The following is a 26912-nucleotide window of genomic DNA, read 5'->3' as shown; positions in this document are numbered from 1 at the left end:
CGACGACAGGGACTTCAGACTAACAATGCAAACCTGCGTCGCTGCGCTCCGACTGCCTGGCCGGATGAGCGTGGAACGGGTGGCCGGATGTTGGTGGACTGGGTGGCCGGATGGCGTGGAATGCGCAGCTCACCGGTTCGGACCTGCCTGAAATTGGTGACAAAACGGCAGTCTCCAAGGTACTCAGTGGGGATCGGCCCATCAGTCACAAGATGGCGTACGCGTTGGCAGAGCGGTTTGCGATGGAACCGGGTGCTTTCGTGTCCGCAGCCCCGGGAAAGGCAGTGCCTGCCGAAACCGCTCGCCCCACGGTCAAGAAAACCTCAATTTACAACCGCCTTCGCAATGACGGCCGGATAGCACGAGCAGCGAAAGAGGCCGACGCCGGCGAATACAAAATTGTTGCTGCCAAGGGCCGCAGACCGACAGATAAAGCGCCGGTTAAGGGGTAGGTTTATTCACTGCCCCTTTCGCGCAAGCCCTCCCGCACAGGGGGCTGCCACAGGGTTGGCAATATCAGTGCCCAGTGCCGGATCGTCGGACAGCCACCAAAGAAACACGTGGGTATCCAGCAACAAGCGCCTCATAGGCTGCCCTCAAATCCATCAATGATGTCCTCAGGGGTCTTATCGAAATCGGCAGACATTCGAATTTTCCCCTTCAACCGCCCAGGCTTACGCGCCCGAGGTGTATCGATATGAGGCAGCAGATCCACATAAGGCTTGCCTGCCTTGGTAACCACAATCTTGTCGCCATGCCATGCACGTTCGGCGAGTTGAGATAGTTGGGATTTCGCTTCGTGCATGTTTACTTGCACAAGTTCACTCATATGCACCTCAATAGCATTAGGTAATGGCAGCCCAAGTCGATGCTTCTCCAAAGGCAAGGCGTCGAGCAGACCGTCTGTCAAAAATGGCGTCTCAAGGTTCTGACTACGACGTTGCCCTGAGTAGGCTACTCAGTGAACTGATCAAGCAAGCGTCGTGAACTATCACGCGCAAACCAGTTACCCAGTGGCGTTCTTAAGCTTTTCGCGAGCTAGCTCGCTCCTACAATGGAACCGAGCCCGCCATGAATACCCTCGCCTCCTGCCCATGCAGCAATCATCTGCGGTCTGAATGCCCTACCAGACCCCGAACAGGACGGCGCAAGCGTTTATGAACGCGTCTGCCCAGACTTCCGAATACGGACATTTCTTGTATCTGATCAGGTCGTGAAATAAGCGGCCGTTTGATGAACTATCAAGCTCTCATGTGATTGCCCAACGGCTTGCGCCATGCACCTTTTTTGGTACCCTCAACATATGAATGGAATCCCCCTCGTATTATCCGTGCGCTTTTTTCGCACAGAGGCCGGTAACGAGCCTGTTCGAGAATGGCTGGCTGACCTTGATAGGGACTCCAGACGAATCGTCGGCACGGATATCAAAACGGTTCAAATAGGTTGGCCTATAGGAATGCCGGTTGTTCGTAAGCTTGATGCCGGGCCGGGCTTTGGGAGGTACGTTCGGAGCTGTCAGACACTATAGCTCGTGTCATATTCACCGTCGTAGGCAGCGAAATGGTTCTGCTTCATGGGTTCATCAAAAAAAGTCAGAAAATGCCGGCCGCCGATATGAATACCGCGAGACTTCGTAAAGCAAGATTATGAGGAGCAACAACACCATGACCGATCCTATCGGCTCCAATTTTGACGATTTCCTCGCAGAACAAGGGATGCTCGAAGAGGTCTCCGCCGCTGCCCTCAAGCGCGTCATCGCCTGGCAGATTGCCCAAGCGATGGCCTCTCAGAAAGTCAGCAAAAAGACGCTGGCCCTGCGAATGCACACCAGTCGTACCGCTGTGGATCGTGCGCTGGATCAGAATGATGCTGGGATGACGCTCGCGACTTTGGCGAGCGCCGCACGTGCGCTGGGTCACCGGGTTGAAGTCAGATTGGTTCCGGAAAACAGTTGAATGCGGCGGTCGACAATGAGTCGGCCGAAAAGTCAGCCTTGCTGAATCTGTCTTTCCAACACCCGAACCTCCTGCTTCACCTCTCTGCGCAGGGCAGAGACATAAATCTGCGAGGGCGTACGGGGTGGCATGTGAGAAGGTTCGGCACAGGCTTGTGGCTGCTCTTCAGCCATTTGCATTGATCTATCAATCCAATCAGCGAAGCCGATAAGAACCTATTCCGCCGACCACGCGCTCACCCAAAGCGTGTAAAGCGAGCATGACGTCATTCAGATCACGACCGGTCAACTCCGCGAGCTGTTCGCCACTTTTTGACAATCCCCCTTTGAGGTGACTCAAAATCTGATTTTCGAGCCTTGTGTAATCGTCAAGACGTTCCGCCAGATGCCCCTGTCCTTGGTATTTCACGAGCAACTGCTGAGCAGTTTGACAATCCGCAGCCTGCCGATCCCGCTCAAGAGTTAAGATTTCATTCCGATCGAGTAATTGTTGATACAGGTGCTTCTCATCTTTCCTGTTCAGTCGGAACACCAGGCTCAAAATGATCGAGACCGCCGCCAGCACCATGAAAAGCACCCATAACGGAACATCACGGGACAGTAGTGCGAGCACTCCTGATGCACCGTCAGGCACGAAGTAAGCAGTGATTGTTAAGATGGATGACACCAGGGATATGGTGTTGAAGTAAAGCCAGCCGTGCTTCATTGCGATGAATCCTCCTTGAGACGCGTTGCCGAATTGGCCGTTGCATTGTTTCCTCTGCGAACGACAATCGCAATCTGTTGGAGGAATCTGCCGGGCAGTGCGTGCCAACCAACGAACATCGTCCAGCACGGTCAGCAGGATGACACCCGGTAGGTTTCCCGGCCCTCAGGGCCTGATTGTGCTCAATCAAAAGGTTCGCGGCTTAAGGTAAATGCTTGCGCTCAAGACTGTCACCAAAGGCTCGAATCACCTCCAGTAGCGCCTTCACCCGCAGTGGCAAGTTCCCGGCCGGGTATACCGCGTGCATCTGCGGGTTGTCACCGTTGCTGGAGGTGAGCCGGTACTCGGGGCAGACCCGGCGCAGGCGCCCCGCTTGCACTTCGGGCTCCGCCAGCCAGTCCGCCAGGCGGGCGATGCCGATGCCCGCCAGGGCGGCCTGGAACACCGCAACGCCCGAACTGAAACGAAACCGTGGATGAACCCGAACGCTGATGGCCTGCTGCTCACTGCGAAAATTCCATTCCTTGAGGATGCGCGGCGCCGTGTGCAGGATCAGCGCGTGGGCCTCCAGCCCGTCAATGGTCTCAGGCGTCCCGCGCCGCTGCAGGTAGCCGGGGCTGGCGTACAGATGACGCGAGTAACGCCAGAGTGGATAGCCGATCAGGTCACTGGATTGCGCAAACGCGCCGCGAATCGAGAAGTCCAGCTTGCTCCTGGCCGGGTCGAGGGTCTCATCGGTAAAGATCACGTCGACGTTCACGTCCGGGTAACGCTCGGCGTACTGCGCGATCAATTGCGGCAAAACGCCGTGGCCGAGGAACTCCGGGGCGGAAAAACGCACCCAGCCGCTCGCCATGCCGCTGAGACCGGCCAGGTCTTCATCCGCCTCACGTTGCACATCCAGCATTTTGCAGGCATGGGGCAGCAAGCGTTCACCCGCCTCGGTCAGGCTTACGGCGCTGGAGGAGCGATTAAACAACTTGGCCCCGGCACCTTCCTCCAGGCCTTGAACGGCGCGGGTCACCGCACTGGGGGAGCGCCCCAGCACGCGTGCCGCCGCGATGAAGCTGCGCTTGCGCGCTACGGTCACGAAGGCTTCGAGCGCCCACAGCTGATCCAGAGCCATTGATCACCTCATTGCAGTTATCGCAACGTGGCATTGCAACACAAAAAAGGCCGGTCCGTTAACCTTCGCTTTCACTTACAGGGATGTAGGCAAACAGGAGCAAACGGACATGACAAAGATGGAAAAAATAATCGGGGCATCAACCACCTCTTTGGGGGAACAGATTCGTGACTGGCGGCCCAGTCACTCAGCGAGTTCAACCCGACAGGCGATACCGCAGATTCATATCTCGTTCCAGGAGCAGCAAGCGCTTCGCGCCGGCCTGGCCTCCCTGGCCGTGACCGACAGCCTCTCCGGTATCCGTCACATGCCAGCCTTGGGGCAGTTGCTTGAGAGCGTCCTTTGCAGTGAAAAAATCGAGCGCTTGCGTAACTTTCCCAAGGCCCCCGAGGAGGCAATGATCGTCAGGGGGCTGCCCCTGGACTCACACCTGCCCGCCACCCCTTACGACATGGCGCCGGGTATCGAGCAACTGCCGCTAGTGGCCGGCGCGATCCTGGCGGTGCTGCAGACCCTGCAAACCCATCCGGTGGCCTACGAAGGTGAAAACGACGACACGGTGTTCCGCCACGTGTCGCCCAAGCGACAGTGTGAAGCCGAAAAGAGCTCTTACGGGTCGCGCATGGACCTGTGCATGCACGTCGACAACCCGCACCTGCCCTTGACCTGCGAACCGGTCTCAGCGTTGTCGGCCTGTCCGGAGTACCTGTGCCTGACCGGTCTGCGCTGCGAGCTGGATGTGCCGACCCGCATCGTTGCCATTAGCGAGGTGCTGGCGATGTTACCCGCCTGGGTTGAAACAGCCTTGTCACAACCGCAGTTCGACATTCGCCGACCGGTGTCCTTCGGCAAGCCAGGCAATGTGCTGGAACAGGTGCCCCTGCTGTACAAAAGCGCAACCGGCGAGCTGTTTTGCCGTTACAACAAAGCCAGTGTCACCGCCACCGGCGCCATCGCGAACCTGGCCCTGCAGCTGTTCGAAGCCGCCGCCAATCACCCCGATGTCGTAAGCCCCGTCCTGCTGCAAGCGGGGGACATGCTGATCTTCAAGAACCAGCAAACCCTGCATGCCAGGGAAGGTTTTACCCCACGCTACGACGGACGCGACCGCTGGCTGCTGCGCGTTTTCGGGGTCAACGACCCGGCCCGTGTGCTGGCGCTGAACCCCCAACAACCCTTCATCGCAAGAGCCTGATGTTAATGGTCGATATTGTCGTTCTTTGTGTGTTCGCCTTCGCCGCCGGCCTGATTGATGCGGCGGTGGGCGGCGGCGGTCTGATCCAGATTCCCGCGTTGTTCAACGTGCTGCCTGCCGCCCCACCGGCAGCGCTGCTGGGGACCAACAAGGTCGCGGCCGCGTTCGGGACCGCGTTCGCGGCCAGGTCCTTCGTGCGCAAGGTGGTGATCAACTGGGGTCTGGTGATTCCAGCCGCCTGCGCGGCCTTTGTCATGGCCTTCTTCGGCGCGGCCACGGTATCGTTCGTGCCCCAGTCGGTGATGCGCCCGATGGTGCTGGTATTGATCGTGGTGATGGCGATATACACCTTCTGCAAAAAGGATTTCGGCGCCCTGCACGCCCCCGCGCACATCGGTGTCCGGCAGAAGTGGCTGGCGGTCGTCATCGGCGGTGCCATCGGTTTCTACGACGGGCTGTTCGGCCCCGGCACCGGTTCATTTCTGATCTTCCTGTTTATCCGCTGCTTCGCCTTCGACTTCCTGCACGCCTCGGCGTCGGCCAAGCTGGTGAACATCGCGACCAACGTGGCGGCGCTGATGTTCTTCATCCCGACAGGTAACGTGCTGTACCTGATCGCCCTCCCCATGGCGGCCTTCAACATCCTGGGCGCGTTGACCGGCACCTGGCTGGCGGTGCGTAAAGGCGTGCCTTTTGTCCGGGCGCTGTTTCTGGTGTTGCTGGTGATGCTGATCAGCAAACTGTCCTACGACCTGTTGCTGAAAATCTGAGGAAAGCCCATGCAGAACATGTTTGATCGCCTGGTGGCGCTACTCGATGCCCACGCCGCCACCTATCGGGTGTTGATGCACGATGCCGAGGGGCAGTCGGCGCGGGTCGCCGAACTGCGTGGCACCGAACCCGGCCAAGGCGCCAAAGCCATGCTCTGCGCGCTAAAGGGTCAGGCCGAACCCTATGCCTTGGTGATACTGCCAGGGGATCAGAGGCTCGATATGAAGAAAGTCGGCGCGGCCCTGGGCGGGAAAAAAGCCGAGCTGGTCAACGCGCAAACGGCCATGCAACTGACCGGGTGCAGGATCGGCGCCATCCCTCCGTTTACCTTCGATGAGCGGATTCAGTTGATCGTCGACCCGTCCCTGACCACGGGCTACGGCGAAATCGCCTTCAACGCCGGTCGGCTGGATGCATCAATGGTGCTCGATACGCAGGATTACCTGTCGATTGCCAAACCCCGGTTGGTGGATATCCGCCAGGGTTGAACACCGGTGGGCAGGGTTGCGACGAAAGCCGAGAACGCCGCAAGGTGTCAGGTGTTATGCGTTATCGTTAGCAACCATTGCGAGCAAGCTCGCGGCTGCAAGGACCTGAGCCCACCATGAAATTCGACCTCGCCTACTGCCTCAGCCTCGACACCAAGCTGTCGATCTATGACGTGCGCGATTTGAATTTCGACGAGACGATGGCGTTCGATTCCGCCAAGGAACACTTCCAGTGCCCGAACGACGCTTGCCGGGCGGCATTTGATGCGGCGAATGTGTTGACGACGTTCAACGCCAAAAACGTGAACTACGTTCGCACCCCGCATTTCAAGAACACACCCGGCACCCGCCATGTCGCAGATTGCCCTTACGTCAGTCTCAAGTCGGCGGCGCCAGGGGTAGACGGGGTGGAAGGAGATGACAGTCGGGAGGAACATTTCCCATCCGAGCTGTTACTCACTCGGCGGCAGTACGTGCGTAAACCGCCGAGCCCGGCGTTGGCTCCGGATGCAGTGCGCGACGCTGCGAAAGCACCTTCGGCCGCTGACCATGGCGAACACCCAACCAACGATTCGGCACCGGACAAGACCACGGTCTTCGCGCACCCGGTGGAGTGTTTTGTCTCTAACTTCGGCGACAAGGAACTGCTCAAGCGCACACCGCTCAAGATTGGCGAGCACACCGCGCCTTATGGCTCGTTCTTCAAGAAGGTCGAATACCTGCAGGACAATCAGGGCTTGATCTACTGGGGCAAGATCAAGGAGATCAAGGATTACACCCAGAGCTTTCGCATCGATTTCGAACAGAAGGTCTGGTTCAAGCAAGCGGACGAGGCGAAGAAGAAGCCCTATTCGGTCAACGTTTACCTGAGCAAGAAATTGATCGAGAACTACCGCAAGCGCAAAGTATTTCTGCAAGAGATCAAGCACGCGATCGACAGCGATAAAGAACTGTATTGTTTCTTCTACGGGGTCACGCCGGAATTGAAGCAGGTAACGAGCAAGAAAAACCCCGAGCAGACGTTCGGGGTTTTCACTGCGAACATCGAGAACCTGGACCACTTCATTATTCGGGAAGCGCCGGGGCTGGCTGAGAAGTAATCAGTCTTGTCTAACCTGGCGCTCCGGAGGGTCGATCGGGAAGCAATAATCTTTGCGGGTTCTGTTGCTTCTCGGGGTGTCCGCCGTTCGTCTGGCCGAATGAGCCGAAAGTGTAAAAAACGAAAAATGAATTTGATCCGGGCGCAAAACAACTGTACAAAAACACAGTAGATCAAAAACAGCACTCTCGAGCCCGGAGAACACCATGGCCTCTCAAGCGATCAAAATCACCCTGGAACGCATCGCCCTTTTCCAATTCACCCCCGCCCACTGCGCCCAGGCCCGGGCCATGCTGGATTGGAGTATCGAAGAGTTGTCCCGGGAGTCCGGGGTGTCGGTGGAGGCCATTCAACGATTCGAGAATCAGCAGCCGGTGCTGGATGTCACGCGGCTGGCGTTGGCCTATCGGTTTGAGTCGGAAGGGTTGGCGTTCTTCCCGGGTTTTGCTCCGGGTCGGGGAATGAATGTGCGCGGGTCGACGCCCAATCCTGTGGGTCGGGCGGATTATGCGATGGTTGAGTGAGCGATCAGCATTGACGAATATCTCAATATAGGTATATTTTTATATGAGCACAAGGAAGTCGCTCCTGTGGGTAGGCAATAGCAAAAAAGACCTGATGCAGATGCCTGCCGATGTTCAAGATGTTTTCGGTCACGCACTGGATCTGGCACAGAGAGGTGCCAAACATCCGGATGCTAAACCCCTTAAGGGCTTTGTAGGCGCAGGTGTTCTTGAGGTGATCGAGGATTACCATACAAACACCTATCGTTCGGTCTACACGGTGAGATTTGGCAATGCCATCTACGTACTGCACTGCTTTCAAAAAAAGTCATCTACGGGAATTAAAACGGCGCAGAGCGACGTCGAATTAATCAGAACGAGACTCCAGGCGGCGCAGGCTCACGCAAAAGGATCGAAGAATGATTGAAATTGAAAAAAGCAGCGGCAACGTTTACGAAGACCTCGGGACACCCGAAGCCAGTGAAATGCAGGTCAAATCCCAGTTGGCGGCGAAGATTGGCGAGATCATCAAGGCCCGGCATTTGACCCAAATTCAAGCGGCCGAAATTCTAGGGCTGACACAGCCTAAGCTTTCGGAAATGCTGCGAGGAAAGTTTCGTGGCATCAGCGAGTCCAAGATGATGGACTGCCTGTTATTACTCGGGCGAGATGTGCAGATCGTTATCAAGTCAGCCCCCAATTCAAGGAAAGAGGGCCGAATTGAAGTGGTATTCGCCTGAAGACTACACACTCACCAACCGTGCGATGACGGAGGGCCGGTGACAGAACTCACTGACTCGCCAACCTGGCGAGACTGTTCAGAACTGCATCATCACCGTCCCTCAGATCACGTACGAATACTCACTTCAAGCCGTAGCTTTTACCCCGGGCTTTGTTGGTTCTGGTAAACCGGCTGCTCGACTTCGTACCACCAGGCTTCCCCACGGGAAGGTTGCTTCAGGTTAAACGCCTCGCCCATCTGAGGGGTGGTTATCGAAACACTGCGCTCCCAGGCCAGTGCCATGATGCGGTCGAACGGTTCGTACCAGGCATGCATCGACAAGTCGAAAGTACCGTTGTGGATCGGCAGCAGCCAGCGCCCTTTGAGGTCGATGTGCGCCTGCAGGGTTTGCTCAGGCTGCATGTGCACATGCGGCCACTCGACGTTGTAGGCGCCGGTTTCCATCAGCGTCAGGTCGAACGGGCCGTGCTGCTCACCGATGCGCTTGAAGCCATCGAAGTACCCACTGTCGCCGCTGAAAAAGATCCGCGTATCGGCGTCGATGATCACCCATGAAGCCCATAGCGTACTGTTGCCATCGAACAGGCCACGGCCGGAAAAATGTTGCGACGGCGTGGCGATGAACTGGATGCCGTCGACCTCGGTACCTTGCCACCAGTCCAGTTGTCGCACCTTGCTGGCATCGACTCCCCACTTGATCAGTGTGTCACCCACGCCCAGCGGGGCCAGGAAATAGTTGGCCTTGCTCGCGAGCCGGAGCACGGCCTGATAGTCCAGGTGATCGTAATGATCGTGGGAGAGGATCACCGCTTCGATCGGCGGCAGTGCTTCGAGGCTGATCGGCGGTTGATGAAAGCGCTTGGGCCCGGCCCATTGCACGGGCGATGCGCGTTCGGCGAACACCGGATCAGTAATCCAGAATTTGTTGCGCATTTTCAGCAATACGGTCGAGTGGCCAAGGCGGTAGACGCTGTGATTGGGTGCAGCGATCAGCGCCTCGCGGGTCAGCGGCTGCACCGGCACCGCGGCGGCTGGGCGGGTGTTGCGCGGTTTGTGGAAGATCATGTTCCACATGATGCGCAGCATCTTGCGCAGGCCTTCGCGCTGGACGGGGGCATGGTTGCGAAAGAGCCCTTCGACCTGACGGGAAGATTCAGGTTCGCGAACCGTGTCTGAATCAGAGATGGCCATAAAAAACTCCAGAACGAGCGCAAACGATTGCGTGTTGGCTCGGTGAACCGGGATGAATGGCCAAGCATGCACGCATCAGCCAGAGATCTATTTTTTACCAGCGCAGGATTAACACAACATTACACTGCACGGTGTAGTTTCAAGGTTGCATCAAAGCCGATCACAAGTAAACTGCTGAGTGTAATTCTTCTCTCTTCCTGCCGAAGCGTACTTATGACAGCTCCAAAGCGCCTGACCGATCGAAAACGCGAAGCCATCATCCAGGCTGCCATTGCCGAATTCCGCGCCAACGGTTTCGACATCACCAGCATGGACAAGATTGCCGCGACGGCGGACGTGTCAAAGCGCACGGTGTACAACCACTTCCCGAGCAAAGAGGAATTGTTTGCCGAGATCCTCAACCAATTGTGGGCCCGGGTCACCGCCGAACAGGACGTGGCGTACCAGCCCGACCAGCCCCTGCGCGGCCAGATGCGCCAGTTGCTGATGGCAAAGATGCACACGCTGGGGGATGAGAATTTTCTCAACCTGGCGCGCGTCGCGATTGCTGCCACCCTCCATTCCCCCGAGCGCGGGCAGGACATGGTTGCGCGCATGAACGAGCGCGAGGGAGGCCTGACGGTGTGGATTCGTGCAGCACAGGCGGATGGTCGCCTGAAGCCGGTCGATCCGGCCTTCGCCGCGCATCAGATACAAGGCATGCTCAAGTCATTCGCGTTCTGGCCACAGATCTCCCTGGGTTTGCCGAGCCTTGAGGCCGCGATGCAGGACCAGGTGGTGGATTCGGCCCTGGACATGTTCCTGGCCTGTTATCAGCTGGCATAAATGACAAGGTCTGACCGCTGGTCAACGTTTCGCTGACGCTGCATGAAACTTCGCGATGTGTTTCAGAATGAAACCGGCGCCAGCGCTATAGTGTGCCTCTGTCCTAACGACCCGCAGAGAGCACCATGACCACGACGACTGATTCCAAACCCGCGGCCCCTGTCGATCACCTGCGGTTCCACCGCCGTCATGCTCACCTCGCCCCGACCTTTGGCAACGACAAGTTCGCCCTGCGCGCCGAGGCATTCGCGAGGTTCTTCGGTACCCCGACCTTTCTCGGCGCACAGACGCTGATCGTAGTGCTGTGGGTGTGCCTCAATGTATTTGGCGTGGCACACTTCGATCTGTATCCGTTCATCCTGCTCAACCTCGCGTTCAGCCTGCAGTCAGCCTACGCCGCGCCCTTGATTCTATTGGCCCAGACTCGCCAGGCAGCACGGGACAAAGCCCAGTCGGATGCCGACGCCCAGCACCGCGAAGCACTGGCGGTGGCCAACACCGAGCGCCAGGCACAGGCGGCGCACAACTCCGCGCAGTTATTGGAATTACTGGAACAGAACACTCGCCTGACCGAGATGACAAAAGCGCTGACCGAGCGCATCGAGAACCTGACTTCGCAAATGCACCAGCACCTTGTGCTCGAGCACCCGCCAACTAACAATTGATGTGGCGCCTGGTCGGGCCACTTCGTCGGAACGCCTCACCCCTGCACAAGACTGCGCTGCGCCAAAATCTCCGGCACTTCCCTGCGGTTCATGTACACCCGCAACGGTTCGGTGACGTTGATCCGGTCATCGATGTTCTGATCCAGCAATAACTGAATCGACTCCCGGTTGAGCGTCATGCCCTCCCCCGGCCCAGGCGACCAGACGAACTCACTCACAGGAATAATGCCGTCATCCGCCACGTCCATGCCGAAGGAATCTTCGCTGAAACGTACGATGTATTGGCCGGTTTTGCGGTTGAGGCCGACGAAACCCTTGAGCTGGTCGGCGGCCTGGCAGATGAGCTGGGAAGTGATGCGCATATAAACCTCACAACGAGTGATCGATGGTTTACACGCAAGGCGGGTGCACGGGTTTCCCTCTGCCGGGGAAACTGCCGTGGCCAAGAGTACTGCAAAGAAGCGCACAAATGCGCTGAAAAAAATGGCTTTAAACAGGTTTATGTCGGTCTGGCGATAGCGCTGTCGGCGCTCAGTTGTTAAAAGGGACGTCTTTGAAAACTGCGAAAGGACCTCGACCATGGCTGTCACCTTCACCCAAAGCGCTCTGCTGCTGAGCGTGCTGCTCGGTCTCGGCCAGGCACAGGCCGCCAGCGAGCCAAGCCCTAAGGCGCTGGCAACCCGCATGGGTATACCGCACCCTGCGGTGATTGCGCACCGCGGCGCGTCATTCGATGCACCGGAATCCACCGCCGCCGCCTACAAGCTGGCCCGCGACCTGGGCGCCGATTATCTCGAGCTGGACCTGCAGCGCAGCAAAGACGGCGTACTCTTCGCCCTGCACGACGACAACCTGCAACGCACCACCGACGTAGCCAGCAAGTTTCCCGAGCGCAAGGATAGGCCGGCCAACGCCTTCACCCTCGCCGAGCTGAAAACTCTCGACGCCGGCAGCTGGTTCAACAAGGCCTACCCGGACCGCGCTCGCCCCTCATTCGTCGGCCTGCAGATCCTGACCCTCGACGAAATCATCGATATCGCCCAGGGCAATCCGTTGCACAAGCCGGGCCTGTACATCGAGACCAAGGAACCGAAGCAGTTTCCAGGGCTGGAACGTGATTTGAAGGACAAGCTCCAGGACCGCGGCTGGCTGAGCCCCGCTGGTTCAAAGCTGGCAAAGAGCCCACTGGCCGTCGGCCAGGGCAAAGGCAAGGTGGTGCTGCAGACGTTCGAGAAGAGCAGCCTGGAACTGCTGGAAAAGGAAATGCCCCAGGTGCCGAAGATCTTGTTGCTGTGGGTCGGCCCGGGCAGCATCGAGCCCAAGTCCAAAGTGACCTTCGCTGAATCCGGCGACAAGGACAAAGCCACCTACTACGCCAAACAGGAGCCCAAGAGCAAAGCCGAATTCCAGCAATGGGTCGAGTACGCTAAATCTGCCGGCGCCATCGGCACCGGTCCTTCTGCGGCGCTGACCAAGGGCGGTGACCAGAGCTACTCCGATCTGGTGCAACCGTGGATGAACCAGTACACCCACGATCAGGGATTGCTGGTGCACGTCTACACGATCGACGATGCGGTGGATTATCAGAAGGTCACGGATGCGGGGGTTGATGGCATCTTCACCAACCGCGCCAGTGAGCTGCTGAAGTTCTACAAGCGTCCAGCGGCGGCGAGTGTTGGGCAGTTGTTGCAGAATAATGGGTATTGAGTTGGGACCGAGGTGACTGCGTCGCGGGCAAGCCTTGCTACCACACAAGTCTTGCTCCTGCAAAAACAGGGGAATTAAGCCTGAATTAAGTTGCCACAGTTAATCTGGTTCCACTTAAACAGTTCATCCAAGGAAAGAACCTAATGAAAACTTTGACTGCTCTCTTTACCGCTGCTGCTCTGACCCTCACCGCTGGCCTGGCCCAGGCTGACGATGTTCCGATGGATCAGATCCCGCAACTGGTCAAGGACAAAAAGATCAAGCCACTGGAAGAACTGAACCAGATCGTGATGAAACTGCACCCAGGCGCCACCATCACCGATAGCGACCTGGATAACCACTTCAACGGCTACGAGTACGAAGTCGAACTCAAAGACGCCAAAGGCGTTGAGTGGGACGTCGACTTGAACGCTGCGACCGGCGAAGTTCTGAAGAACAAACAAGACGACTGATTAACCAAACCAAAAGCCGCACGATTTCACGATCGTGCGGCTTTTTGCTGTTCCGAAAAAACTACGCACTCAGGCGCGCCGTCACCTCATTCAACTGCCCGGACAAACCGTGCAGGTTGTGGCTGGCCGCTTCAGTACGCTGCACGTTATCCAGATTGGTGCTGGCAATGCTGGTGATCTCGGTCAGGTTCCGCGAAATGTCCTCGGCCACTGAGGTCTGCTCTTCGGCAGCCGTAGCAATCTGGCGATTCATGTCGCGGATCGCTTCCACCGCCAGGGTGATACGTTCAAGCATGGCGCCAGCCTGGGTAACTTGCGCAACGCTTTCCTCACTGCGGGACTGGCCACTCTCGATTGCATGAGCCGCATCCACCGCACCGGTTTGCACCGTCTGTATGATCTGGTTGATCTCGATAATCGACGCCGCCGTGCGCTGGGCCAGGCTGCGAACTTCATCGGCCACCACGGCAAAACCGCGTCCTGCTTCGCCAGCCCGTGCGGCTTCGATCGCGGCGTTGAGCGCCAGCAGGTTAGTCTGCTCGGCGATGCCGCGAATCACTTCCAGAACCTTGCCGATACGCCCGCTGTCGGTTTCCAGCTGGCGAATGACCGTCGCGGTATTGGCAATTTCACCACGCATCAAGGTGATGGTCTGAATGGTGCCCTGCATGACTTTTTCGCCCTGCTGGGCTGACTGGTCGGCGTCGTCGGCAGCACGTGCTGCGTCGGCTGCGTGACGCGCAACTTCCTGGGCGGTAGCGGACATTTCGTTCATCGCCGTCGCCACCTGATCAGTGCGGTTGAACTGTTCATTGGTGCCACCGGCCATGAGGCTCGCGATCGACTTCAACTCGCCGCTGGCGCTGTCCAGGTCCGACGCACTGCGCTGCAGACGACTAAACGTATCGGCGAGAAAGTCGCGCAGGGTATTGGCCGCAACGGCGAGCTTGCCCAACTCATCCTGACGGGTGCTGGCCACTCGTTCGGCAAAACGTCCCTGGCTGAGTTGAGCCACGTAGTCGATCAACTTGCGGATCGGCTCAACCAGGTTGCGGTCGACCAGCCACAGGCTCAACAGGCCGATCAACAAACCCGAGACCAGCATCACCACGAGACCCAGCAACACGGTGCGATCGGCAGTGGCGCTGATCACTGTCGACTGCTCAGTGCCCTGCTTACGCAGCTCGCTGACCAGTTCGCTCATCTGCTCGCTGGCGGCACGGTCGACACCTTTGACCGCGGCGTCCCCCACCGTCGGATCAGCACCCGCCGCCACATAGGCATCGCGTCCCGTCTGGTAAGCGGCGCCCAGCTGGCGATGCTCATCGCGCAGACGTTCGATGCGCGTCTTCAGTTGCGGTTCGATGCCCTTCTGCCCGGCCAGTTCACCGAGAATATTCTGCACGTCGTGCTGGCGGTCCTCGAACTGCTTCCAGTACTTGGCCAGTTCAGCCGGTTGCTTGCCACGCAGCAGGACGTTTTTCCATTCCTGTACCTGCACCTTGAATTGCAGGTTGGCTTCGTCGATCAACTGCGAAGTGTGCAAAGGACCTTCGATGAGATTGGCGTAGCTCTGAACGCCGCCAGACAAGAAGTGAAAGCAGGACAGCGCGATCAGCAACATCGCCAGCAGGCTGCCGCTCAACAAAGCGAGGATTTGTGCTCTCAGGGATTTTTGCAAAAACATCGAGTGGTATCTCATGGCAGGGATAAGACACGCCAGGCAGGCGTGCAAGATGTCCGGACATCCCTGTCGGCGACGCAGGTCCACGACCTTCATCGCAATAGAACCAGCTACCCGTCATCGGCGGGCCAGAGCCTTTCTTTAGCGATTTAGACCAATGGCGCACGAGAATCATCCATCATCAAAACGTCATAAAATGGTAATAATTCAGCGCCATGCTGCGGCTTAAGTGTTCCTGTAAAACTTTGCAACATTCGCCTCCCGCAGCGAGAGCTCATGAACCACAGCATCGATCACAGCCATCGCGACCAGGACCTGTTCGGTCTACTGTACGGTTTCAGTTTTCGGCCCGGCGAGCCTGGCCGAGAGATCGATTCGGCCCAGGCGCTGCAGTGCCTGCAGCAGCCCCAGGACAGCGAAGAATTCCTCTGGCTGCACCTGAACCTGGCACACGCCGCCTGCGAGCGCTGGATGAAAAGCCATCTGGAATTGCCCGATGAGTTTTTCGAAGCCCTTCACGAAGGCTCGCGATCAACGCGCATCGAGCATGTGGATTCAGCGCTGCTGGCGGTGGTCAACGACGTGGTATTCAACCTCAGCAGCATGGTGTCCTCCGATGTGTCGACGCTGTGGGTCTGCGCCCGCAGCCGGCTGATCATCAGCGCGCGCCTGCAACCCTTGCACTCGGTGGACAAGCTGCGCTCGTCGGTCAAAGCCGGTGAGCGCTTTCGTTCGCCCCTGGAGTTACTCGTGCATCTGCTACGCGATCAAGGTGAAGTGCTGACCCAGATCGTGCGGCGCACCAGCCTGAGCGTTGATCAGATTGAAGACGAACTGCTGTCCTCGCGACTGTCGACCAACCGCGCCGAACTGGGCGCCAACCGTCGGGTGCTGGTGCGTTTGCAGCGCTTGCTGGCACTGGAGCCGGGTTCATTGCTGCGCTTGCTAAATCGACCGCCGCAGTGGTTGCAGAAGGAAGACGTGAAGGAGTTGCGCAAGTCCACCGAGGAGTTCGCGTTGATCATTAACGACCTGACGGCACTGGGTGAGCGCATCAAATTGTTGCAGGAAGAAATCGCCGCCAATCTCAACGAGCAAAGCAACCGCACGTTGTTCACCCTGACCGTGGTGACGGTGCTGGCACTGCCGATCAACATCATTGCCGGTTTTTTTGGCATGAACGTGGGAGGGGTGCCGCTGGCAGGAGATCCGCAGGGATTCTGGATTCTGGTGGCGCTGGTGGCCACCTTCACCGTGATTGCCGGGCGCTGGGCTTTTCGCAAGCGGCAGGATTATTAAGATCAACGGCGCCCGCAAAAACCCATAACCCTGACCTGAAGCAGGCTCCCTGTAACATTTAGCAACGATCATGGGCGACATTCCTCCCCCTCAGGATTGTCCCCGTCATGGCTACTCCCTCCTACAGCGCCAAAGTCCCGGCTTCCGCTGGTAGCGCCAGAGCGCAGTTCGATAAAAAACCCGGCCTGTTCACCCTGGTGATTTTCTTCGGCGTGCTGGCCAGCGGGCTGTTGTTCACCGCCTACAGCCTGATGCATGACATGCAGGAACTGGGCACCGTGGTCACCACCTGGACCCCGTTTCTGCTGCTCGGCGTCGCGCTGCTGATCGCTTTGGGTTTCGAGTTCGTCAACGGTTTCCACGACACCGCCAACGCGGTGGCTACGGTGATCTACACCAATTCGCTGCCACCGAATTTCGCCGTGGCCTGGTCCGGCTTTTTTAACTTTCTGGGGGTACTGTTATCCAGCGGCGCGGTGGCGTTCGGCATCATCGCCCTGCTGCCCGTGGAGCTGATTCTGCAGGTGGGTTCTTCGGCCGGCTTCGCGATGATCTTCGCCCTGCTGATCGCCGCGATCCTGTGGAACCTCGGCACCTGGTGGCTGAGGTTGCCGGCGTCTTCTTCGCACACGCTGATCGGCTCGATCATCGGTGTCGGTGTGGCCAATGCACTGATGCACGGGCGCGACGGCACCAGCGGCGTGGACTGGGCGCAGGCGACCAAGATCGGTTATGCGCTGCTGCTTTCGCCCCTGGTCGGTTTCGGTTTTGCCGCCCTGTTGCTGCTGGCGTTGCGCGCCTTCGTGAAGAATCGTTCGCTGTACAAAGCGCCGCAAGGCAACACGCCACCGCCCTGGTGGATTCGCGGCCTGTTGATCCTGACCTGCACCGGCGTGTCCTTTGCCCACGGCTCCAATGACGGGCAGAAAGGCATGGGCCTGATCATGTTGATTCTGGTGGGTACGCTGCCCATGGCCTATGCGTTGAACCGCACCATGCCGGCGGACCAGGCCCTGCAATTTGCCGCCGTGGCGGAGGTGACCCAGCAAGCCCTGGTACGCAGCTCGCCGCAGCCAGCCCCGGCAGACCCGCGGCCGATCCTGTCCGATTACGTACGCAGCAAGGAAGTGACGCCGCAATTGATCCCCGCCCTCGCCGCCCTGACTGGCAACATTGGCAACGAGGTGAAGGGCTACGGCTCGCTGTCGAAAGTCCCGGCGCAGGCCATGGGTAACGTGCGAAACGACATGTACCTGACCAGCGAAACCATTCGCCTGATGGACAAGAACAAGGTGGGCAATTTTGACGCCGACACCTCCGGCAAGCTGCAGTTGTTCAAGCAACAGATCGACAACGCCACGCGCTTTATTCCGCTGTGGGTGAAAATCGCCGTGGCCATCGCGTTGGGGCTGGGGACCATGGTCGGCTGGAAGCGCATCGTGGTGACCGTTGGCGAGAAGATCGGCAAGACGCACCTGACCTACGCCCAAGGCGCCTCGGCAGAAACCGTGGCGATGCTGACCATAGGCGCGGCGGATATATTTGGACTGCCAGTGTCGACCACCCATGTGCTGTCCTCGGGGGTTGCCGGGACCATGGTCGCCAATGGTGGCGGGTTGCAGATGAAGACTATCCGCAATTTGTTGATGGCGTGGGTGCTGACGTTACCGGCGGCGATTTTGTTGTCGGGGAGTTTGTATTGGTTGTTTACCAAATTGTTTTGAGGCCGCGGCATAACCCGTATCTGATGCCGCGGCACAACCCGTAGGAGCTGCCGAAGGCTGCGATCTTTTGATTTTAAAGACAAGATCAAAAGATCGTCCGAACGCGGCCCGAGCCTTCGGCAGCGCCTACAAGGGGCGTGTCAGGCCTGGCAAGCCCGACGCAGCAGCACACGCTCGCGAATCACGTCATACACCCAGTGATAAACGTAGGTGTACGGCAGGAAGAACAGCAGCACGCCGATGTCCAGGACAAAAGCCTGCCACAGGCTGATATCCAGCCACCAGGCAATCAACGGCACGCCAAGCGCCACCAGCCCGCCTTCGAACAGCAGCGCATGCACCACCCGAACCCAGGCTGTACGCACGATCGCAAGTCGTGTCAGTAAACGGTCAAACATGCCGTTGAACAGCACGTTCCAGGCCAGCGCCAGGGCCGCGATGGCCATCGTGACGACGCCCATGTCGAGCATCGGTTTATCCATGACCCACGCCAGCAACGGCGTACAGATGACAATGGCCAGCAGTTCAAAACCTACCGCCTGGAATACACGTTCTGTGATGGATTTGTCGGTGCTCATGACCTGACTCCTTGAGTGACTGTGGTTGCCATGATCCACCACCACCCCGATACTTCATAACCAATAACCATCGATCAAGGCGATAGCTCATGCCCTCCCACGAAGTGTTGCTGGCGTTTGTCCAGGCAGCCACTCAAGGCTCGTTTTCCGCAGCGGCGCGCAAGCTTGGGCGCAGCCAGTCGACCATCAGCGCTGCCGTGGCCAGCCTGGAAATCGACCTCAACCTGACCTTGTTCGATCGCAGCAGCCGCAAACCCGGCCTGACACCGGCCGGGCATGTGATGCTGCAACGGGCCGAAGAGATCCTGGCGGCCACCAGTCGCCTGGAAATGACCGCCAGCCAGCTGTCACAAGGAGTTGAGGCAAAGCTCACCGTGGCGATCTCCGATACCTACCAGTCCGACCGGTTCGAGGCGGCATTGAGGGCATTTGAGCAGCGTTACCCGGATCTGGAGCTGGAGTGCCTGATTGCCGAGTGCGATGACCTGGTGGCACTGGTCCAGCGTGGTCGGGCGCATGTGGCGTTTGCCGAGAAGCAAGACAGCTACCCACCGGACCTGGTCAGTTCGACGGTCGAGGAGCAAACGGAAATTGCCCTGTTTGTCTCGCGCAAACATCCGCTGGCGCAGCTCAGCCCTATCGATCAGGACCTGCTGCAGCAGCATCGTGAACTGCGCCTGGCGACCATCGTCAATCCGTATGAAAGCCGGGCCAAGGGCCGAGTGTGGTCGGCGCCCAGCTACCTGATGCTGCTGGAAATGGCCCAGGGCGGGTTCGGCTGGGCGCCATTGCCGCGCTGGCTGGTGGGACGATTTGGTGCGGGAGAGCTGGTGGAATTGAAGGTGCGCGGCTGGCCGAAACCGCTGTTTGTTGATGCACTGTGGTCGCGGCTGCATCCGCCGGGGCCGGCGGGGAGTTGGTTGTTGGGCAAGATGTTGGAATGAGAGCAAAAGATCTCAGCCTTCGGCAGCTCCTACAGGGGGATCGCATTTCAAAATGTAGGAGCTGCCGAAGGCTGCGATCTTTTGCTAATCCAACCCCCGCAAGCGCTCCTGCAGAAACCGCCGTTCCGGCACCTGCCGGGTCAATTCCAGCGCCCGTAAATACGCCGCCCGAGCCTCCTCTACCCGGCCCAACTGCCGGCAAAACTCGGCGCGGGCCGAATGCGCCAAGTGGTAATCCAGCAGTTCACCGCGCTGCAGAATCCCGTCGATTTGCGTCAACCCCACCAATGGCCCATCCCGTTGTGCCAGCGCCGCCGCACGATTCAGCTCGACCACGGGCGACGGCACCGCCCGCAGCAACACGTCGTACAAACCCACGATCTGTGGCCAATCCGTATCCGCCGCAGTTGCCGCCTCGGCGTGCACCGCCGCAATCGCCGCTTGCAGGCAGTAAGGACCAAACCGTCCGCCGGCCAAGGCGCGCTCGATCAAGCCGCAGCCTTCGGCGATCAGCCCGGCATCCCACAGCCCGCGATCCTGCTCGTCCAGCACAATCAACTCGCCGTCAGCAGAAGTTCGTGCCGGCCGGCGGGATTCATGCAGCAGCATCAGCGCCAGCAGCCCCATCACTTCCGGCTCGGGCAGCAGTTCCATCAACAGACGGCCCAGGCGAATGGCTTCGCGAGTCAGATCCTCGCGGGTCAACTCATCACCGACAGACGCCGAGTAGCCTTCGTTGAACACCAGGTAAATCACCCGCAACACGCTGTCGAGGCGCTCGGGCAATTCCGTCAGGGTCGGCACCTGGTAGGGGATTTTCGCGTCACGGATCTTCGCCTTGGCCCGCACGATTCGCTGGGCAATGGTGGCGGGTGCCACGAGGAACGCCCGGGCAATTTCTTCCGTGGTCAGGTCGCAGACTTCCCGCAGCGTCAGCGGCACCTGCGCGTCGGCGGCGAGTGCCGGGTGACAGCAGGTGAAAATCAGCCGCAGGCGATCGTCTTCCACTTCCTCGCCACTCCAGTCCGCCTGCTCCAGTTCTTCCAGCTGCGCGATCAACAGGGGGCGAGAGGCGTTGAACCGGGCACGCCGACGCAACACATCAATAGCCTTGAAGCGTCCGGTAGACACCAGCCAGGTCCGTGGATTATCCGGCACGCCGTCCCGTTGCCAGCGCTCGACCGCGACGAAGAACGCTTCGTGCAGCGCCTCTTCAGCCAGGTCGAAATCCCCGAGCAGGCGAATCAGTGTCGCCAGGATTCGCCGCGAGTCTTCCCGGTAAACCTGCTCGACCCGAGCGCTGACGGCGGCGCCAGGCATCAGTCCGGCATGCCTTCGGTCACCAGCGTGACCAGTCGATCCAGGCTCTGCCCCCAACCATCGTGAAAGCCCATGGACTCGTGCGCCTGGCGGGCTTCTTCCGACCAATGCATCGCCCGCGCCGTGTACAGCGTCTTGCCATCACGTTCCTCCAGCGTCACCTGAGCCGACATGAAAGGTTTGCCCGAAGGGATCCAGCCGGGGATAAACGCGTCGGTAAACACCAGCCGCTCGGGCGCGACGATTTCCAGAAACACCCCCTGGGTCGGGTATTCGGCACCGTCCGGGGCGCGCATCAGGGTACGAAATTGCCCGCCCACCCACAGGTCCATTTCGCATTCGGGCGTGGTCATGCCGTGGGGTCCCCACCACTGGGTGAGCAAGGCCGGCTCGGTCCAGGCGCGGAAAATCTTGCGCCGCGGGGCATCGATCAGGCGGCTGATGGACAACTCGAAAGCCGCAGGTTTTTGTTGAAGGGCATGCGGACTCATGAAGGATCTCCTGTTGTGATTGTTATTCAGGGATTCAACTGGCGAACGGGGCGCACCTCGACACAGCCGACCCGGGCCGCCGGGATATTCCCGGCGACCTGCAAGGCTTCATTCAGGTCCCGTGCATCGATCAGATAGAAGCCGGCCAACTGCTCCTTGGTTTCGGCAAACGGGCCGTCGGTGATCGACACCTTGCCGTTGCGCATGCGCACGGTGGTGGCGGTCTGCACCGACTCCAGCGCCTCGGCCGCGATCATCCGGCCGCTGCCCTGGATCGACTCGGCATAGGCCATGCACTCCTCGTCTTTGGGGCTCTCTGGCAGCGAATGCAGTTCACGCTCGTTGCTGTAGACCAGGCATAAATACTTCATGGCGCACTCCCGGATCGAACGGATCAACTATGGCTCAGTTTGGCGCCCAGGCGCCCTTTCCCGACGACCAGCCCACGCATCAGGGCTGCAAATCGAACAGCATCGCGCCGCTGGCCATGTCGAACGGTGCCGACCAGTGTTCATGCACGATGCGCCATTGCCCCGCGTCGCGACGGTAGCAGGCGGTGACACGCATCCAGCAGGCCTGGGTCTCGCCCTTCTCGTTAGTGCCGCCGCAATGGGCCAGCCAGTGGGCGAAGGCAATGTGCTCGTCGGCGACGATGTTGACGTGATCAAAGTCGAAGGTGTGCGGCCCCGGGCACATCTCCATGCACGCCAGCCAATGCGCGCGGTAGGCGGCCTTGCCGCGAAATTGCAGGGCCTTGACGGCATCGTAGGAGACGACGTCATCGGCATACAGGGCCATGATTTTCTCCACATCCTTGCCGATCACCGCCTGGCGGTAGGTGTCGATCAGGGTCTGGATTTCGGTGGTAGCAGTCATGAGCGTGCTCCGTGGTTGTTGTTGTGAAGACACCCTTAGTCGTCCGGTGGAATGCCAAATCGACAGTCCAAATAAAAATAAACCCTGCGCGCAAAATCGCTAGAATCCGGAAATCATTTGTGATGGAACAAGGACTCTCCAGTGACAGCTCAACTCGTGCCTTATGAAACCCTGACGACGCTCCAGCGCCAGCAGGTCGAGGCCATTGAAGTTCATCCGCAGCAGATCAGGTTCAGCGGCGATATCCACGGCGCGCTGCACTCCCTGCTGTCCAAACCAGGCCCGGGAGTGAAGGGATTTGCCCTGCTGGTCGAAGGTGTTCCCGTCGCCTTTCTGCTGCTCAAACGCCCGCCGGTCCTGCCTGCCTGGGCCAATGAACACAGCGCCACCTTGCATGCCTTGCAGGTCGATCAACGGGCGCAAGGCAAGGGTTACGGCAAGGCGTGCCTGCAGGCCCTGCCCCAGGTTGCGCGCCAGGCCTGGCCGCAAATCAGGGGGCTGGAACTGTCGGTGGATGCGGACAACACCGCGGCGATCGCGCTGTATGCCCGGTTTGGCTGGGTCGACAGCGGCGAAGCCTATCGGGGCCGGATCGGCTATGAACGGCGAATGGGCCTGGTTTTCGAGGAGTCTGGTCATGCTCAACAGCATTGAAGAACTGGAGGCGCTGTACGGCCTTCCCCACGATCGCGCCGTGCGCAAGCAGATTCCCTTCCTCAACGAGGATTACCAGGCGATGGTCCGCGCTTCGCCGCTGGTGATCATCAGCTCGGTAGGCCCCGACGGCATGGATGGTTCGCCGCGAGGCGATACCCCAGGTTTCGTGCGCATCATCGATTCGCAGACCCTGGCCATCCCCGACCGCCCCGGCAATAACCGCATCGACACGTTGCGCAATGTGGTGCTGGATTCAAGGGTGTCGCTGCTGTTCATCATCCCGGGGATCGGCGAGACATTGCGCGTGAACGGCACGGCGCAAATCAGCGCCGAACCACAGTTGCTGGAGAGTTTTGCGGTCAACGGCAAGCCGGCGCGCACGGTGATGCTGGTGACGGTGGACGCGGCGTATTTCCATTGCTCGAAGGCAATAGTGCGCTCGGACCTGTGGAACCCGGACAAATACCTGGATCGCTCGGCACTGCCGACGGCCGGGGCGTTTCACAAGCGGTTGAATGATGGGGCGTTTGATGCCGAATCGTATGACCGGGAAGCGCCAGCGCGGGTGAAGGACAGTCTTTACTGACTCAAACATCCCCCCGTAGGAGCTGCCGAAGGCTCGGGCCGCGATCGGACGATCTTTTGATCTTGTTTTTAAAGATCAAGATCAAAAGATCGCAGCCTGCGGCAGCTCCTACGGGGGGAGACCGAGGATCAAGATCAAAAGATCGCAGCCTTCGGCAGCTCCTACGGGGGGGACCGAAGATCAGGGTCAAAAGATCGCAGCCTTCGGCAGCTCCTACAGGGTCAGGGTCATCTCATGCCACGCCATTCCGCCATGGTCCGACGCCGATGGCTTGATGTAGGCAAACCCGAAACCGGCGTACAGCGGGATATGCCGCTCCTTGCACATCAGGTGAATGCTCGCCTTGCCCAGCAAGCGCATCCTTTCGATGAACTCGCCCAGCAACATTTTCGCCAAGCCCTGCCCCTGATAATCCGGGTGTACCACCACCGACATGATCACCACGTTAGGCCCTGCCGGATCGTGGCCGATCAGTTCCTTGAAGGCCTCGTCCGACATCTGCACTTCAAACGCCGCACCGGAATTGATGAAACCGGCGACCACGCCATCCACCTCGGCGACGATGAAACCCTCAGGCCAGGTGGCAATGCGGGTCGCAATCTTTTCCCGGGTCGCGGCCTCATCGCCCTCGTAGGCGAGGGTTTCAATGGCGTAGCAGCGGTCCAGGTCAGCAGGCGTGACGAGGCGGATAACAGGGGTCATGACAACTCGATTTCGGCGATGAAAGGGCTGCAGATCATAGATTATTGCGGCTTGAGTGGCAGCCAGATTTCCAGCGAACCGGTGTTCAGCGTCGGGTTGAAGTCGGCACTGTAGCGCTCGAATTCCGGCGCATCCGCCGCCTCGCGCCCGGAACCCGGCAACCAGGTTTTCCAGATGTACTGGAACGTCTGGGGCAATCTGTCCAGCGAACCTTTGTGCTCGAATACTGCGTATTGCTGGGGCTGAACCTCGACCCAGCGGTATTTCTCGGGCAAATCATCGAGCTTGCTGATCTCGACGCCGGCAATGTACTCGAAGCCGCCCTTGCCATCGGGATTGCAGCAGATGCCGTAGGTCACTTCGCCCTTCTGACCCGGAATATTGCCAATCTCGGGGATGAATTTTTCCCAGAGATCGGGGATGCCGGCCGTAGTGTCCTGGGTGAATCGCCCGCCAAGCCCTGCGATCAACATGAAGTGCTCATGCTCGAAGCGAGGTTCAGTTATTTCCACGGTTTTTTGCTCGTCCATGACTCGACTCCTGGAAGGTAAAAAGTGGGTTCGGCTGGGAGTATAGAAGCCAAACCCGATTCGCCAAATTACAGCGCGTGCAACTGCTCGACCGCGCCGCCGCCGACAAACTCGTTGTAGCCCGATAGAATCACATACACCGCGAAATAGCAGAAGATCGCTGCAGATACCATGTAGGAGTAACGCAGCAACTTATCGCCCAACAGTTTGCCGCCATGGCTCGCCGCGAAGCACAGGCCACCACTCCACAGCAGCCCGGCGCAGAAGAAGCCCCCCAGGAACAACGCCGACCCAAGCGGGCCACCGGCACCCGAACGCGCGATCAGGGTGCCGCCTACTGCGGCAAACCAGAGGATGGCACTGGGCGACGACATGGCAAGGAAGATCCCGCGCAAGAACTCCTTGCGATGGGAGTTCTGCCCCACCTCGGCCGTTTGTGCCAGCACCGCTTCGTGGTGAATGGCCGAATAGATCATCTTCGCCGCAAAGTACATCAGCAGCGCCGAGCCGCCGATCCACAACACCCAGCGCACGGTCTCGTACTGCAGCAAAACGGTCATTCCAGCCAGTGCCAGCACGGCGTAGATCAGGTCGCCGACGCAGGTTCCCAAGCCCAGGGCAAACCCCTGAAAATAGCCGCGCTGCATCGCCAGGGTGATCATCGCGATGTTGGCCACGCCAATGTCCAGGCACAGCGAAAGGCTCAGCAAGAAGCCACTGGTGAATTCCATCGAACGGTTTCCTTCGGAAAATTTTGTTTACAAAGCCGCTGGACAGTTTGCCACAGCTGCCCTTACATTCCGCCACAGGCCACCGCAGTGGCCAACGTCGCTCGGACGGTTCCGGGCGCTTACGTTATCCGAGGCAACAATGGCCGAACAAGGTTCGCCGCGCCGCTTTGCGCGCATAGATCGACTCCCCCCTTATGTTTTCAACATCACCGCCGAGCTGAAAATGGCCGCCCGGCGTCGTGGCGAAGACATTATCGACTTGAGCATGGGCAACCCCGACGGGCCGACACCGCCGCACATTGTCGAGAAACTGGTCACCGTTGCCCAACGCGAAGACACCCACGGTTATTCCACGTCCAAGGGCATTCCACGCCTGCGCCGGGCGATTTCCAATTGGTACAAGGATCGCTATCAGGTCGACATCGACCCGGAAACCGAAGCCATTGTCACCATCGGCTCCAAGGAAGGCCTGGCGCACCTGATGCTGGCCACGCTGGATCAGGGCGACACCGTGCTGGTGCCGAACCCCAGCTACCCGATTCACATCTACGGTGCCGTGATTGCCGGCGCCCAGGTGCGCTCGGTGCCGCTGATTCCGGGTGTGGATTTTTTCGCCGAACTGGAGCGGGCCATTCGCGGCTCGATTCCAAAGCCGAAGATGATGATCCTGGGTTTTCCATCCAACCCCACCGCCCAGTGCGTGGAACTGGATTTCTTCGAGCGGGTGATCGCCCTCGCCAAACAGTACGACGTGCTGGTGGTACACGACCTGGCTTACGCCGACATCGTCTACGACGGCTGGAAAGCCCCCTCGATCATGCAGGTGCCGGGCGCCAAGGACATTGCGGTGGAGTTTTTCACCCTGTCCAAAAGCTACAACATGGCCGGCTGGCGCATCGGTTTCATGGTCGGTAATCCGGAGCTGGTCAACGCCCTGGCGCGGATCAAGAGCTACCACGACTACGGGACCTTCACCCCGCTGCAAGTAGCGGCCATCGCCGCGCTTGAGGGGGATCAGCAGTGCGTCAAGGACATCGCCGAGCAATACCGGCAGCGGCGTAACGTGCTGGTCAAAGGCCTGCATGAATTGGGCTGGATGGTGGAAAATCCGAAAGCGGCGATGTACGTCTGGGCCAAGATTCCAGAGGCGTATGCGCACCTGGGTTCGCTGGAGTTCGCCAAGAAGTTGCTCGCCGAGGCCAAGGTCTGCGTCTCGCCGGGCGTGGGGTTCGGTGAATACGGCGATGATCACGTGCGCTTCGCCCTGATCGAAAACCTGGACCGGATCCGCCAGGCCGTGCGCGGCATTCGCGGGATGTTCCGCGCCGATGGGCTGGCCAGCAAAACCAGCGGCTGACGCCTGACC

The 26912-nt window shown here is 59.2% G+C and carries 32 protein-coding genes and 3 pseudogenes; 20 read left to right on the top strand and 15 right to left on the bottom strand.

All coding sequences use genetic code 11. From position 1 onward, the window contains the following. Nucleotides 1-128: 128 nt before the first annotated feature. Nucleotides 129-452: pseudogene (locus tag UB23_RS18520) on the top strand (helix-turn-helix domain-containing protein); the annotation flags it as partial. 131 nt (nt 453-583) lie between these two features. Here the strand turns inward: UB23_RS18520 and UB23_RS18515 are convergent. After that, on the bottom strand, nt 584-829 hold the full coding sequence (locus tag UB23_RS18515) for a type II toxin-antitoxin system Phd/YefM family antitoxin (RefSeq protein ID WP_045060753.1): 246 nt from the start codon (nt 827-829) through the stop codon (nt 584-586). A 474-nt stretch (nt 830-1303) separates the two neighbouring features. Between UB23_RS18515 and UB23_RS28700 the strand changes: the two are divergent. Beyond that, nucleotides 1304-1650, top strand: a pseudogene (locus UB23_RS28700) (type II toxin-antitoxin system RelE/ParE family toxin). A 14-nt stretch (nt 1651-1664) separates the two neighbouring features. After that, entirely contained in the window at nt 1665-1955 is a 291-nt protein-coding gene (locus tag UB23_RS18510) for an XRE family transcriptional regulator (RefSeq protein WP_045060752.1), read from the top strand. A 195-nt stretch (nt 1956-2150) separates the two neighbouring features. On the opposite strand, the gene UB23_RS18505 is transcribed toward UB23_RS18510, so the two are convergent. After that, the gene (locus tag UB23_RS18505; RefSeq protein ID WP_045060751.1) at nt 2151-2660 is read right to left on the bottom strand and encodes a hypothetical protein; all 510 of its coding nucleotides are present in this window, start codon (nt 2658-2660) and stop codon (nt 2151-2153) included. 202 nt (nt 2661-2862) lie between these two features. Beyond that, nucleotides 2863-3786, bottom strand: coding sequence for a LysR family transcriptional regulator (locus tag UB23_RS18500; protein ID WP_045060750.1), 924 nt, complete (start codon nt 3784-3786; stop codon nt 2863-2865). Nucleotides 3787-3895: 109 nt separating this feature from the next. Here UB23_RS18500 and UB23_RS18495 point away from each other — a divergent pair, with 109 nt between their 5' ends. From UB23_RS18495 to UB23_RS18465, 7 genes are all read left to right on the top strand, one after another. Continuing rightward, a complete protein-coding gene (locus UB23_RS18495; protein WP_045060749.1) occupies nt 3896-4981 on the top strand; it encodes a TauD/TfdA family dioxygenase in 1086 nt (361 codons plus the stop codon). 5 nt (nt 4982-4986) lie between these two features. Further along, nucleotides 4987-5751 carry a sulfite exporter TauE/SafE family protein gene (locus tag UB23_RS18490; RefSeq protein WP_045060748.1) on the top strand — a complete coding sequence of 255 codons (765 nt, stop codon included), beginning with the start codon at nt 4987-4989 and terminating at the stop codon, nt 5749-5751. A gap of 9 nt (nt 5752-5760) precedes the next feature. After that, nucleotides 5761-6240 carry a YbaK/prolyl-tRNA synthetase associated domain-containing protein gene (locus UB23_RS18485; protein WP_082069214.1) on the top strand — a complete coding sequence of 160 codons (480 nt, stop codon included), beginning with the start codon at nt 5761-5763 and terminating at the stop codon, nt 6238-6240. A 116-nt stretch (nt 6241-6356) separates the two neighbouring features. After that, nucleotides 6357-7340: a hypothetical protein gene (locus UB23_RS18480; protein WP_045060747.1), complete on the top strand. Its 984-nt coding sequence runs from the start codon at nt 6357-6359 to the stop codon at nt 7338-7340. A 205-nt stretch (nt 7341-7545) separates the two neighbouring features. Further along, the gene (locus UB23_RS18475) at nt 7546-7863 is read left to right on the top strand and encodes a helix-turn-helix domain-containing protein (RefSeq protein ID WP_045060746.1); all 318 of its coding nucleotides are present in this window, start codon (nt 7546-7548) and stop codon (nt 7861-7863) included. A gap of 43 nt (nt 7864-7906) precedes the next feature. Further along, nucleotides 7907-8269 (top strand): type II toxin-antitoxin system RelE/ParE family toxin, encoded by a 363-nt coding sequence (locus UB23_RS18470; RefSeq protein WP_045060745.1) that lies wholly within the window; start codon nt 7907-7909, stop codon nt 8267-8269. Further along, complete coding sequence (locus tag UB23_RS18465; RefSeq protein WP_045060744.1) at nt 8262-8582, top strand: helix-turn-helix domain-containing protein; 321 nt, start codon at nt 8262-8264, stop codon at nt 8580-8582. Before UB23_RS18470 ends, UB23_RS18465 begins: the two co-directional genes overlap by 8 nt. A 140-nt stretch (nt 8583-8722) precedes the next feature. Here the strand turns inward: UB23_RS18465 and UB23_RS18460 are convergent, their stop codons facing one another. Further along, complete coding sequence (locus UB23_RS18460) at nt 8723-9775, bottom strand: MBL fold metallo-hydrolase (protein ID WP_045060743.1); 1053 nt, start codon at nt 9773-9775, stop codon at nt 8723-8725. A gap of 213 nt (nt 9776-9988) precedes the next feature. Here UB23_RS18460 and UB23_RS18455 point away from each other — a divergent pair, with 213 nt between their 5' ends. Next, nucleotides 9989-10600 (top strand): TetR/AcrR family transcriptional regulator, encoded by a 612-nt coding sequence (locus tag UB23_RS18455; RefSeq protein ID WP_045060742.1) that lies wholly within the window; start codon nt 9989-9991, stop codon nt 10598-10600. A 125-nt stretch (nt 10601-10725) separates the two neighbouring features. Next, nucleotides 10726-11265 carry a DUF1003 domain-containing protein gene (locus UB23_RS18450; RefSeq protein ID WP_045060741.1) on the top strand — a complete coding sequence of 180 codons (540 nt, stop codon included), beginning with the start codon at nt 10726-10728 and terminating at the stop codon, nt 11263-11265. 35 nt (nt 11266-11300) lie between these two features. Here UB23_RS18450 and UB23_RS18445 read toward each other — a convergent pair whose 3' ends face one another. Next, nucleotides 11301-11627: a DUF2025 family protein gene (locus UB23_RS18445; protein WP_045060740.1), complete on the bottom strand. Its 327-nt coding sequence runs from the start codon at nt 11625-11627 to the stop codon at nt 11301-11303. A 217-nt stretch (nt 11628-11844) separates the two neighbouring features. On the opposite strand from UB23_RS18445, the gene UB23_RS18440 reads away from it, so the two are divergent. Further along, the gene (locus UB23_RS18440; RefSeq protein WP_045060739.1) at nt 11845-12972 is read left to right on the top strand and encodes a glycerophosphodiester phosphodiesterase; all 1128 of its coding nucleotides are present in this window, start codon (nt 11845-11847) and stop codon (nt 12970-12972) included. Nucleotides 12973-13115: 143 nt separating this feature from the next. Next, nucleotides 13116-13424, top strand: coding sequence for a PepSY domain-containing protein (locus tag UB23_RS18435; protein WP_045060738.1), 309 nt, complete (start codon nt 13116-13118; stop codon nt 13422-13424). Nucleotides 13425-13485: 61 nt separating this feature from the next. Here UB23_RS18435 and UB23_RS30845 read toward each other — a convergent pair whose 3' ends face one another. Beyond that, nucleotides 13486-14190 (bottom strand): methyl-accepting chemotaxis protein, encoded by a 705-nt coding sequence (locus UB23_RS30845; RefSeq protein ID WP_442963632.1) that lies wholly within the window; start codon nt 14188-14190, stop codon nt 13486-13488. Nucleotides 14191-14415: 225 nt separating this feature from the next. After that, a pseudogene (locus UB23_RS30840) lies at nt 14416-14529 on the bottom strand (hypothetical protein); the annotation flags it as partial. A gap of 855 nt (nt 14530-15384) precedes the next feature. Here UB23_RS30840 and UB23_RS18425 point away from each other — a divergent pair. Beyond that, the gene (locus UB23_RS18425) at nt 15385-16407 is read left to right on the top strand and encodes a transporter (RefSeq protein ID WP_045060736.1); all 1023 of its coding nucleotides are present in this window, start codon (nt 15385-15387) and stop codon (nt 16405-16407) included. A gap of 107 nt (nt 16408-16514) precedes the next feature. Then, the gene (locus tag UB23_RS18420) at nt 16515-18131 is read left to right on the top strand and encodes an inorganic phosphate transporter (RefSeq protein WP_045060735.1); all 1617 of its coding nucleotides are present in this window, start codon (nt 16515-16517) and stop codon (nt 18129-18131) included. Nucleotides 18132-18271: 140 nt separating this feature from the next. On the opposite strand, the gene UB23_RS18415 is transcribed toward UB23_RS18420, so the two are convergent. After that, complete coding sequence (locus UB23_RS18415; RefSeq protein WP_045060734.1) at nt 18272-18709, bottom strand: multidrug/biocide efflux PACE transporter; 438 nt, start codon at nt 18707-18709, stop codon at nt 18272-18274. Nucleotides 18710-18798: 89 nt separating this feature from the next. Here UB23_RS18415 and UB23_RS18410 point away from each other — a divergent pair, with 89 nt between their 5' ends. Then, the gene (locus UB23_RS18410) at nt 18799-19653 is read left to right on the top strand and encodes a LysR family transcriptional regulator (protein WP_045060733.1); all 855 of its coding nucleotides are present in this window, start codon (nt 18799-18801) and stop codon (nt 19651-19653) included. A gap of 84 nt (nt 19654-19737) precedes the next feature. Here the strand turns inward: UB23_RS18410 and UB23_RS18405 are convergent, their stop codons facing one another. The 4 genes from UB23_RS18405 to UB23_RS18390 all read right to left on the bottom strand — a co-directional run bounded on the left by UB23_RS18405 (nt 19738) and on the right by UB23_RS18390 (nt 22340). Next, the gene (locus UB23_RS18405) at nt 19738-20973 is read right to left on the bottom strand and encodes an RNA polymerase sigma factor (RefSeq protein ID WP_045060732.1); all 1236 of its coding nucleotides are present in this window, start codon (nt 20971-20973) and stop codon (nt 19738-19740) included. Beyond that, nucleotides 20973-21464: an SRPBCC family protein gene (locus UB23_RS18400; protein ID WP_045060731.1), complete on the bottom strand. Its 492-nt coding sequence runs from the start codon at nt 21462-21464 to the stop codon at nt 20973-20975. The genes UB23_RS18405 and UB23_RS18400 overlap by 1 nt, the downstream gene beginning before the upstream one ends. Before the next feature lie 26 nt (nt 21465-21490). Further along, a complete protein-coding gene (locus UB23_RS18395; RefSeq protein WP_045060730.1) occupies nt 21491-21835 on the bottom strand; it encodes a YciI family protein in 345 nt (114 codons plus the stop codon). A gap of 79 nt (nt 21836-21914) precedes the next feature. Then, nucleotides 21915-22340, bottom strand: coding sequence for a YybH family protein (locus UB23_RS18390; RefSeq protein ID WP_045060729.1), 426 nt, complete (start codon nt 22338-22340; stop codon nt 21915-21917). A 141-nt stretch (nt 22341-22481) separates the two neighbouring features. On the opposite strand from UB23_RS18390, the gene UB23_RS18385 reads away from it, so the two are divergent. Both UB23_RS18385 and UB23_RS18380 read left to right on the top strand, forming a co-directional pair. Then, nucleotides 22482-22994: a GNAT family N-acetyltransferase gene (locus UB23_RS18385; protein WP_045060728.1), complete on the top strand. Its 513-nt coding sequence runs from the start codon at nt 22482-22484 to the stop codon at nt 22992-22994. After that, the gene (locus UB23_RS18380; protein ID WP_045060727.1) at nt 22978-23583 is read left to right on the top strand and encodes a pyridoxamine 5'-phosphate oxidase family protein; all 606 of its coding nucleotides are present in this window, start codon (nt 22978-22980) and stop codon (nt 23581-23583) included. Before UB23_RS18385 ends, UB23_RS18380 begins: the two co-directional genes overlap by 17 nt. A 213-nt stretch (nt 23584-23796) precedes the next feature. Here the strand turns inward: UB23_RS18380 and UB23_RS18375 are convergent, their stop codons facing one another. The 3 genes from UB23_RS18375 to UB23_RS18365 all read right to left on the bottom strand — a co-directional run bounded on the left by UB23_RS18375 (nt 23797) and on the right by UB23_RS18365 (nt 25546). Continuing rightward, nucleotides 23797-24285, bottom strand: a complete 489-nt coding sequence (locus UB23_RS18375; protein ID WP_045060726.1) for a GNAT family N-acetyltransferase — start codon at nt 24283-24285, stop codon at nt 23797-23799. Between the two features lie 41 nt (nt 24286-24326). Continuing rightward, the gene (locus UB23_RS18370; RefSeq protein ID WP_045060725.1) at nt 24327-24815 is read right to left on the bottom strand and encodes a GyrI-like domain-containing protein; all 489 of its coding nucleotides are present in this window, start codon (nt 24813-24815) and stop codon (nt 24327-24329) included. Between the two features lie 68 nt (nt 24816-24883). After that, a complete protein-coding gene (locus UB23_RS18365; RefSeq protein WP_045060724.1) occupies nt 24884-25546 on the bottom strand; it encodes a LysE family translocator in 663 nt (220 codons plus the stop codon). A 139-nt stretch (nt 25547-25685) separates the two neighbouring features. On the opposite strand from UB23_RS18365, the gene alaC reads away from it, so the two are divergent. Then, entirely contained in the window at nt 25686-26903 is a 1218-nt protein-coding gene (gene alaC / locus UB23_RS18360) for an alanine transaminase (RefSeq protein ID WP_045060723.1), read from the top strand. The last annotated feature ends 9 nt before the right edge of the window (nt 26904-26912 follow it).

The organism is Pseudomonas sp. ES3-33 (genome assembly GCF_000952175.1).
In the GTDB taxonomy this organism is placed as follows: domain Bacteria; phylum Pseudomonadota; class Gammaproteobacteria; order Pseudomonadales; family Pseudomonadaceae; genus Aquipseudomonas; species Aquipseudomonas gregormendelii.
The sequence above is the reverse complement of the archived record's forward strand: the minus strand, read 5'-3'. Positions and strand labels throughout refer to the sequence as shown.